General features: G+C 31.9%; 7 protein-coding genes. 5 read left to right on the top strand and 2 right to left on the bottom strand.

Annotated features, from left to right (window positions below; genetic code table 11):
• Positions 1-332 precede the first annotated feature (332 nt).
• From B3J44_RS00705 to B3J44_RS00690, 4 genes are all read left to right on the top strand, one after another.
• The gene (locus B3J44_RS00705) at positions 333-1076 is read left to right on the top strand and encodes a rhamnogalacturonan acetylesterase (protein WP_286964953.1); all 744 of its coding nucleotides are present in this window, start codon (positions 333-335) and stop codon (positions 1074-1076) included.
• An 895-nt stretch (positions 1077-1971) separates the two neighbouring features.
• On the top strand, positions 1972-3654 hold the full coding sequence (locus B3J44_RS00700) for a hypothetical protein (protein ID WP_286964951.1): 1683 nt from the start codon (positions 1972-1974) through the stop codon (positions 3652-3654).
• 34 nt (positions 3655-3688) lie between these two features.
• Positions 3689-4051, top strand: coding sequence for a hypothetical protein (locus B3J44_RS00695; protein ID WP_286964950.1), 363 nt, complete (start codon positions 3689-3691; stop codon positions 4049-4051).
• A 727-nt stretch (positions 4052-4778) separates the two neighbouring features.
• Positions 4779-4955 (top strand): histone H1, encoded by a 177-nt coding sequence (locus B3J44_RS00690; RefSeq protein ID WP_008467640.1) that lies wholly within the window; start codon positions 4779-4781, stop codon positions 4953-4955.
• A gap of 290 nt (positions 4956-5245) precedes the next feature.
• Here B3J44_RS00690 and B3J44_RS00685 read toward each other — a convergent pair whose 3' ends face one another.
• Positions 5246-6001, bottom strand: coding sequence for a response regulator transcription factor (locus B3J44_RS00685; protein ID WP_286964947.1), 756 nt, complete (start codon positions 5999-6001; stop codon positions 5246-5248).
• A gap of 213 nt (positions 6002-6214) precedes the next feature.
• Between B3J44_RS00685 and B3J44_RS00680 the strand changes: the two genes are divergently transcribed.
• Positions 6215-7393, top strand: coding sequence for a serine hydrolase domain-containing protein (locus B3J44_RS00680; RefSeq protein ID WP_286964946.1), 1179 nt, complete (start codon positions 6215-6217; stop codon positions 7391-7393).
• A gap of 78 nt (positions 7394-7471) precedes the next feature.
• Here the strand turns inward: B3J44_RS00680 and B3J44_RS00675 are convergent, their stop codons facing one another.
• A complete protein-coding gene (locus B3J44_RS00675) occupies positions 7472-8512 on the bottom strand; it encodes a GntR family transcriptional regulator (RefSeq protein WP_198857466.1) in 1041 nt (346 codons plus the stop codon).
• Positions 8513-8561 lie beyond the last annotated feature (49 nt).

The following is an 8561-nucleotide window of genomic DNA, read 5'->3' as shown; positions in this document are numbered from 1 at the left end:
ACAAAGATTGCAAAGCATATCGCCAAAGCTTTGTGTCCTCTTTGACAAAGAATATAAATAAAATATAGAAAAAAAACTTAGCATAACCTTAGCGCACTTTGCGTTTAATTTTTACGCGCTTTGGGTTTAATTTTTACCGCAAAGCACACAAAGAATGCGCAAAGTTCGCAAAGGTTTAATAAAGAAGACAAAGATTGCAAAGCATATCTCCAAAGCTTTGTGTCCTTTAAACAAAGAATATTAAAAAAATATAGAAAAAAACTTAGCGAACTTTGCGTAACCTTAGCGCACTTTGCGGTAAAAAAAAACGTAGCAATAAACAACAAAAGAAAATGAAAAAATACATCATCATAGCACTCTTAATCACGACAGTTTGTTTTGCACAAAAAACATCCCTGTATTGCATTGGCGACTCAACAATGGCAAATAAAAAAAATCCTGAAAAAAATCCAGAACACGGATGGGCGCAGGTATTGCAACCTTTTTTCAAAGAAAATATTGTAGTAATCAATAAAGCAGTAAACGGACGAAGTACCAAAAGCTTTATCAATGAAAAACGTTGGGATTCTATTTATCAAAAACTGAAAAAAGGAGATTATGTATTTATCGAATTCGGTCACAACGATCAGAAAATAGAAGACTCCACACGATATACAAATCCACATACAGCTTACAGATATAACCTAATAAAATTTGTAAAAGAAAGCAGAGAAAAAGGTGCAATTCCAGTATTACTAACGTCTATTAGCAGACGTAATTTTAACGAAAAAGGCGTTTTGGTACCAACACACGGCGATTATCCGCTAGAAACCCGATTGATAGCACAGGAATACAATGTGTCATTTATAGATTTAGAATATTACACCGAAATGCTGGAACAGTCTTACGGTCCAGAAAAATCAAAACAGCTTCATCTTCATTTTAAAGCAGGAGAAAATGCTTTTTATGATAAAGATAAAGCCGATGATACGCACCTTTCATTATTAGGAGCAAATAAAATTGCTGAAATTGTGATTAACCAAATCAAGCTTTCAAAAGATCCTTCGTTAAAAAATCTTAAAAACGGAATTAAGTAAACACTTAGTATTAGTGGTTTCTCATGATAAAAATTATTTCATTTTAACCAGTTGAATCCAATTAATTTTTAATACATAGAGACATTTCCGATAGCTATCGGGATTGAAAATCTAAAAAAGAGTTTCACTAATTTGGTAATCTGCAACAAACTTCAAGTGTGCAGACAAGAGAATAAATAAAAGACAATTATGTCTTATTCTGTAATTTTAAAAACTTTTAGTAGTTATTAAAACATTTTAATGATGGCATATTTGCAATTGTAAAAAGGTTTTCTGGTTATAAAATTCCCAGGTAATTTTTTTTGCATTTTTTACGAGCCATAATAAGGGAAAAATTTTAAATTTTTCCCTTTCTTTTTAGAACAGTGATATAGCTGTAAGTAGTAATACTTAAAGAATGAAACTTTATTGCTAATACAGTCGTTTTGTATCTCTTTTATTACTAAAAGAGTAAAAGAAGTTTGTTTTTATGTGTAAATAATTGGAAATCAGTATATTTGTGATGGCAATACTTTTGTTTTACTTTATGCCCCAGTTTTTTTGCGCTATTGTGCGCTTTATAAAATAAGTAAAACATAGATTTCTATAATCGATTTTTACGCACTGCATTTTCTTAAAAGATGAATAGTGTTTTTTTTTGTAAGATTTTTATTTTATATTTTTTATAACAGCTATAATTTTTTTTACAAGCCTTTAAAATTTGTCTTAAACTGTTATTCTAAAATCTTCTACTGGTAAGTTGAACTTTAAAATAGAGGGAATTTTGCACCATTATTTTCTAGTATCAATTTATTAAAAACAAACGATTAAAAGAACTGTAATAGTCTCATTATAATGATTTAAACTGTCAAAATTTGTGATTATTGGTTTATTTTTTTAATTAAAAAAACGATTTATGAAAACAAAAATTACATCAATTTTGTTCTTATTATTGTTGTCGATGTTTGGGGGACGCTTGTTTGCGCAAGTGCTTCTAAATGCACCTCCGGCTTATCAGCCGGCTACTTTGGTGCAGGGCGCCGCCCCCGGAACTTTTAAGGTAGACATTGTAAACAATAATGCATCTGTTTTAAGTGGAGCCACCCTTACACTGGCACTGCCAGCGGGCGTCGAGTATGTTGCTGGTTCGGTTACTGCCGCAACCCAGACCAACATTACCGATCTGCGAAATCCTATTTTTACATTAAGTAGTATTCCTGTCGGTAATACACTAACAGTAACTTTTGATGCAAGAATTAATTGCGGGTTTACAATAGGAACAACTATTGGCTATACAGTAAAAAATGGTTCTACAACATTAGTAACCTCTTCTAGTGCGGTTTCTGCCAATACCCCTCTGCCAGCCTATGTGCTTTTAGGAGCGCCACAACCTACGGCGTCTACAACGACATTAAATACTAATGCGTTACGAACGGTTAAATTTAAAAATAGTGGAAATGTAGCAGTTAATACAGTATATATAGAAAGTACTGTAGCAACTGCTTCTCATGCTCCATCTTATAAAGTGATGAGTGCCGATCATGGTACAGTATCGTCTGTGACCAATGGTTACCGAGTGACTTTAACAGGAGCTGCTCTTCAGAGTGCAATTAGTACAACTGTAGGTGCTGCTGACACCAGTTTTGATCCTGGTGAAGAAATTACAGTGGTTCTTACCGAGCAAATAGTAAGCTGTGCAGTGACAACCAATATACCGCTTAATTTTAAAGCAGGTTCTGGAGATACAAAAGGAAGTTTCTGTTTTTCTGACGGATCACCAGCTTCTATTTTGGCAACTGTGGGAAACCCAAGTATTTCGTTAGCGCGCGTACCTTCAACTACTACATATCCAACATTTTGTACAACTGGTAAAACATCCTATGTGATTACAAATGGTGGTACTGGAGGGGCAGAATCTGCACTTCATGATATAAAACTGCCTTGGAGTGTTGCCCGAAATAATTCATTTTTTCTAGCAGTAGCTCCAGTTGATGGAATTACAATAAAAAAGGTAAGTATTGGCGGTGTCGATATTACGGCACAAGTTTTAATGAAAAACGGAACGGGAAGCGGTGCATTAGTACCTGCTGCTCAGAACGTAGATATAATCAATCTTGCAGGACTTACCAGTGCACCTGGTACATCTCCTTTAGTGGATTTAGATGGAGACGGGCATTTTGATGACTTGATGCCAGGAAAAACTGTTCGATTAGATTTTGAATACGGTTTCAATCCCGATACTTTTCAGTCTTGTCTGCTTCAGAGTTCAACTTCAACAACTGATGGTAATGGATATTTTAATCTCGGAACTTCATATAAAAACCAGTGCGGAGCTATAATAAATAAAGCTGATTATACTTATACAGTTTCTGGTTTAACAGATGCTAGCCAACCTGGTTACTTGATTGCAAATCAAAACACAAACACGAACTCAGCAACTATAGATAGGGCTTTGTTTAATGTGGGAGATAAAGCCACAGTTACTTTGACCATGCTGATGAACCAAGCAGGAGCTTTATATGGTTCTACATTGTCAATCACTAAAGTTTTCACTATTGTACTGCCAGATGGTTTAGATTATGACCCAACAGGGAGATAATAAAGGAATCTTTTTGAAAATGTTTAAAAGAAAATTGAAAACTGACTTTGATTTTTTTGAAAAATCATTTTTTGACAATAGTGAAGACAAGATAAAAGAATATGATCGTATTATTTATGTAGTCTACGATAGAAATGAACTGCTTGGCTTTTTACAGGAGAACAAAAATAGAAATGTATTGGTTTGTTTATTTGACAAACAGTTTTACGCAAGTTTGTCATTTTTAGAAATAATGAACAATTTGGTATTGTTTGATGAATATAAAACTAGCAGAGAGATTTTTAAAGAAATAAAGGCTTTTTTTAAAAAGAAATTAGAATCAACAACTGAGAAAGTTTCTTCGCAATCTAATATTGCGTTTCCTGACTATTACAAGGCAATGTATTATTTAATGTAATTTATTTTATTTTTTTATGTTTTTGCAGCACAAATCTTGAGTGAAATTGTGCCTTTTATATGCAGGATAAGTGTTGTTCATTATCCTGCATTTTTTTTAAAGCAATATATAAACTCTTTAAAAAAGAAAATTTTTCCACTTAGAAATGCTTTCGTAGTTATGCTTTGCTGATTGATAATAATATAAAACGACTTGGAATTTTAGGAAATAACACCATGAATAATGTCGAACAAACAACTTTTAAAAAGGAACAAATTCCTACTTACCATGTAACCAATTTAACCGAACAGCTTTCTGTTAAAATAAAAATTGAGATCAAATAATTGTAATAGAAAAATCGATTCTTTGTTGTTATTAATGATCTGTAAACTTTTCCTTTTTAATAAAAACTAATCTGAGTAGAACTACCAATAGAGTATTTTTTTCCTTGTTTGGGGAATTTTTCCATACAAAAATTAACAAATAGGAGCGTTTTAAATGCTTGTTTTAAATTAAAAACCCTTGTCTAAGATACTTTCTACAAAGCATTAAAACAGGTGTGGTAAAAACACTTTTACAAATAAGTATTTGACTTTAAGCCGGTTGTGTTTGTTGGGTGTTGTCGAAAAATAGAAGTCAATTTATTGTAAAGAAAATGAATGAAAAACTGCATTAAATTTAACAGCAAAATTGTTGTAACTATCACACAAACTTTTATTTTTGTGGCTTAATTTAACAATATATAAGCATGAAAGATTTATTAGTAAAAATCAACGCCGAAATTGAAACATTCAAAGCTGAAGCTGAATCTTTGACTGAAAAAGGAATTAAAGCTGCTGGACCAAGAGCACGTAAATCAACTTTAGAAATTGAAAAACTTTTAAAAGAGTTTAGAAAAGTTTCTATCGAAGAATCAAAAAAATAATACAACTAAAACCTCGTCAATCGACGAGGTTTTTTTATGTCTTTTCGTTTCTTATTAAATATGTTTGATTTTAATGCAAAGCACGCAAAGATTTTTATTGCATTTTTTATGAGAGTTTAAAGTTCGCAATGCTTTTTGCTTACTTTTTGGATTTAGTGCTTTGCGGACTTATAGAAATGTATATAAAAAAACTTAATAACTCTGCGAAAATACTTAGCGCCGCTACGTTACAAAACAAAAAGAAAAAACTTAGTATCTCAGAACCTTAGAACCTTAGCATCTTAAAAAAATCATATCCACTTTAGTTTTGTTGCAATAGTACAAGCTTCGGCAGTATTGTTGACTTTCATTTTCTCTAGAATATTTTGTCGGTGGCGGCTTACGGTATTGATGCTAATAAATAATAGTTGCGCAATTTCTTTACTTTGTTTTCCTTCTTGAAGCATTTTAAGGATTTCTTTCTCTCTTGTAGAAAGAAAAAAGCTACTCTCTTTTTCATTTTGCTTAATGATATTTCCAGTCGCTGTATTAATAATGGCGCCTTCATATTGTGGAGTCAAAGAAAAATCAAAATTATAGAGACATAATGCGAGTTCTACATCTTCATATTCATTTGAAAAATAAAACATTTTATGTAATAAAGATTTTTCAGCTGTTTTATCGTTCATTCTCAGTTTGCTAATCACGCAAAAATCTTTTCGTTCTTCTATAGGAACCGTTTTTATAAACTGAAAAAAGTGAAGCTCTAAAAGGTATTTCTGCATTACATCATCAGAATTTAACTTGCCAAAAAGCTCTTCTTCCCAGATACTTTCAATTTCTTGAACTTGATCTTTTTTAAAAATATTAAGTTCTTCTGCAATTTTGCCCGAATAGATATAGCTTTTGTTTTTGTACAAATCGCTTAGAACGGCAATACCATTTTCTAAATCAGCGAAATTCTGAGCAATTTCTTTACAAGTTTTTAAAACCTTTTTATTATGTAAGTTTCCTGAGTTTTTTTGCTCTAAAAGCTGCTTGCTCAAATCATCTTTTATGCTTTTCATAAAATGGTTATTTATAAGTATTGTCTTATGGTTTTAAGCCGAATATATTTGTATGATTATATGACCTGAAATATAATAAAAAATGGGATTTAAAATAATTATAAAATTCTTAATCATTTTACTTGACTTATTATCAAGTTGTTTTGGCTAAATTTATTGCTAAAAATACTTGATGAAAGTATAATGATTGTCAATGCTTAATAAATTAAAATCATGAAAAACCTTCTTTTAATTGTTTTTTTTATAAGTATAAATTCTCTTCAAGCACAAAATTCTGCCATAAAAAGGCTTGATGGAAGTACAATTTCAACAGATAGTTTAACAGCAACAATTGAAAACTTAATGGGTAAAGCCGATGTAAAAGGGCTGGCTGTAGCTATCTTTAATGCTAAAAAGCCTGTTTACATGAAAACTTTTGGCTTTAGTAATGTTGAAACCAAAAAGAAGTTAGAGTTGAAGACCAATCTTTATGGAGCTTCTTTAAGTAAAGCCGTATTTGCTGTTTTGGTTATGAAATTGGCAGAAGAGGGCTTGATAAGTTTAGATAAGCCGCTTCAGGATTATCTGCCCAAACCTATCTATGAATATGATTTTAAAGTATGGCATGAAGATTTTAGAGAATTAAAATCATATCCAGAATATAAAAAGATAACAGCAAGAATGTGTCTAGATCATACGTCTGGATTGCCTAACTGGCGTTGGTTTGAATCTGACGAAAAACTGAAAATTAAGTTTGAGCCAGGAACTCGATACAGTTATTCTGGCGAAGGACTCACGTATCTTCAGGTTGTTCTAGAAAAAATCACGGGGAAAACTTTAGAAGAAATGGCTCAGGAAAAAATATTCAAACCGTTGAAAATGACAAATTCGAGTTATCGCTGGCAAGAAAAATTCGAAAAAGATTATGCGTACGGGTATGATGAAAACGGAAAAATGCAGGAAAAAGACAAAGACAATGCACCAAGAGGAGCAGGAACATTAGAAACTACAATAGAAGATTACAGTAAGTTTATAACAGCAATTTTGAATAAAAAAATACTAAATGCTAAATCGTATAAAGAAATGTTTAGCCCACAGATTCGAATTCGTTCTAAAAACCAGTTTGGTCCAGGTGCATTAGAAGACGGAAATTGGAATGACAAAACAGAGCTTTCCTATGGTTTAGGATGGGGATTGGTAAAAACGCCTTATGGTTATGGTGCATTTAAAGAAGGTCAGGGTTCAGGTTTTCAGAATTACAGCATTGTTTTTTCAGACAAGGGCATTGGCATGCTCATTATGTCTAACAGCTACAAAACAGGAGCAATAATGAAGTATTTACTGGAAACAGGAATAAAAGATACCTACACGCCATGGGAATGGGATCAATATATTCCATATGATAAAAAATGAGTTTGCAAGTTTCTGAGATGCTAAGCTTCTAAGACGCTAAGAAAAAAACTCAGAATCTTAGAAGCTTAGCATCTTAGATTAGATCGAATTTCTATCAATAAAATTAAAAGGCACTTTTACCTGACCTTTTTCTTTATTCAAGATCATTCTGGCTGCAGTTTCTCCCATTACATTAAAATCGGTCGACATTACGGTAATTCCAAGTAAGTCTTTTAAAGGAGTGTCATTGTAAGAGATAACACCAATGTCTTTTCCTAAAACAAATTCTTCATCGCGAATTTGTTTTACTAAATTCACTAAGTCAGATTCTTCAATCGTGATAAATAAATCTCCTTTTTTAAGGATCATATCATCATAAACTTCACTTAGAATTTCAAAATTGATTTCGTGTTCTACGCAGAATTTTCTAAATCCGTGTAAAATTCGTCTCGGATAAGGATAAACGGCTTTGTCTGGATAAACTAGAATTAAACGTTTGTATTTCGAAATTTTAGAAAGTCCTTCAATTAGAGCATTATATATGTCATTTTCAAAATCCTGATAAATTTTGATTACTTCATCTCCAGCTCCAAGTTTTATATTATCTAAAATAACCAGCTTTTCTTGCGGAATATTTTTAATAGCATTAACAACATTGTCTGTAAAACTGGAATGTTTTAATTCTTCTGTTTTAAAATGCGTTGTGATGACATAATAATCGTAAGCGCCTTCAAACTTATCTAAGATGTTTAAAAATAAGGTTTCATCACAGTGGTAAATTTGAAGGTCAACATGTGCATTTGCTCCTAGAGTATCAATAAACGAACTGTATGTTTTCATTTTGTACGAACTCAATTTATTAGTCAGGAACAGAACATTAACCTTAGATTCAAGCTTTGTTCGGGTTATGTAATAGCCTTTTCCTCTAATGGAAGAAATGATTTTTCGCTCTTTTAAAATATTGTAAGCTTTCTCAACAGTATCACGAGACATATAAAATTCTTCGCTGAAACTATTTATAGATGGAATTTTTTGATTGATTTTTAAATTTCCGTTGGCGATGTTCTGAAGAATAGAGTCAACAATTTGTTTGTATTTAGGAACTCGTGAATCTTCGTCTATTTTAATAAGCTTAATCATGTTCATTGTTAGGAAATTTGTTTGGCATTTCAGCAAAACTCTTTTTAAA

Origin of the sequence: Flavobacterium sp. UBA4854 (assembly GCF_002399805.1) — a bacterium.
GTDB classification, from domain to species: domain Bacteria; phylum Bacteroidota; class Bacteroidia; order Flavobacteriales; family Flavobacteriaceae; genus Flavobacterium; species Flavobacterium ginsengisoli.
This window is presented reverse-complemented; position numbering and strand designations above follow the sequence as displayed.

What these genes read in the sequence shown, in the direction of transcription:
- B3J44_RS00705 (WP_286964953.1), top strand. Translation starts at nt 333, where the DNA reads ATGAAAAAATACATCATCATAGCACTCTTAATCACGACAGTTTGTTTT.
- B3J44_RS00700 (WP_286964951.1), top strand. Translation starts at nt 1,972, where the DNA reads ATGAAAACAAAAATTACATCAATTTTGTTCTTATTATTGTTGTCGATG.
- B3J44_RS00690 (WP_008467640.1), top strand. Translation starts at nt 4,779, where the DNA reads ATGAAAGATTTATTAGTAAAAATCAACGCCGAAATTGAAACATTCAAA.
- B3J44_RS00685 (WP_286964947.1), bottom strand. Translation starts at nt 6,001, where the DNA reads ATGAAAAGCATAAAAGATGATTTGAGCAAGCAGCTTTTAGAGCAAAAA.
- B3J44_RS00680 (WP_286964946.1), top strand. Translation starts at nt 6,215, where the DNA reads ATGAAAAACCTTCTTTTAATTGTTTTTTTTATAAGTATAAATTCTCTT.
- B3J44_RS00675 (WP_198857466.1), bottom strand. Translation starts at nt 8,512, where the DNA reads ATGATTAAGCTTATTAAAATAGACGAAGATTCACGAGTTCCTAAATAC.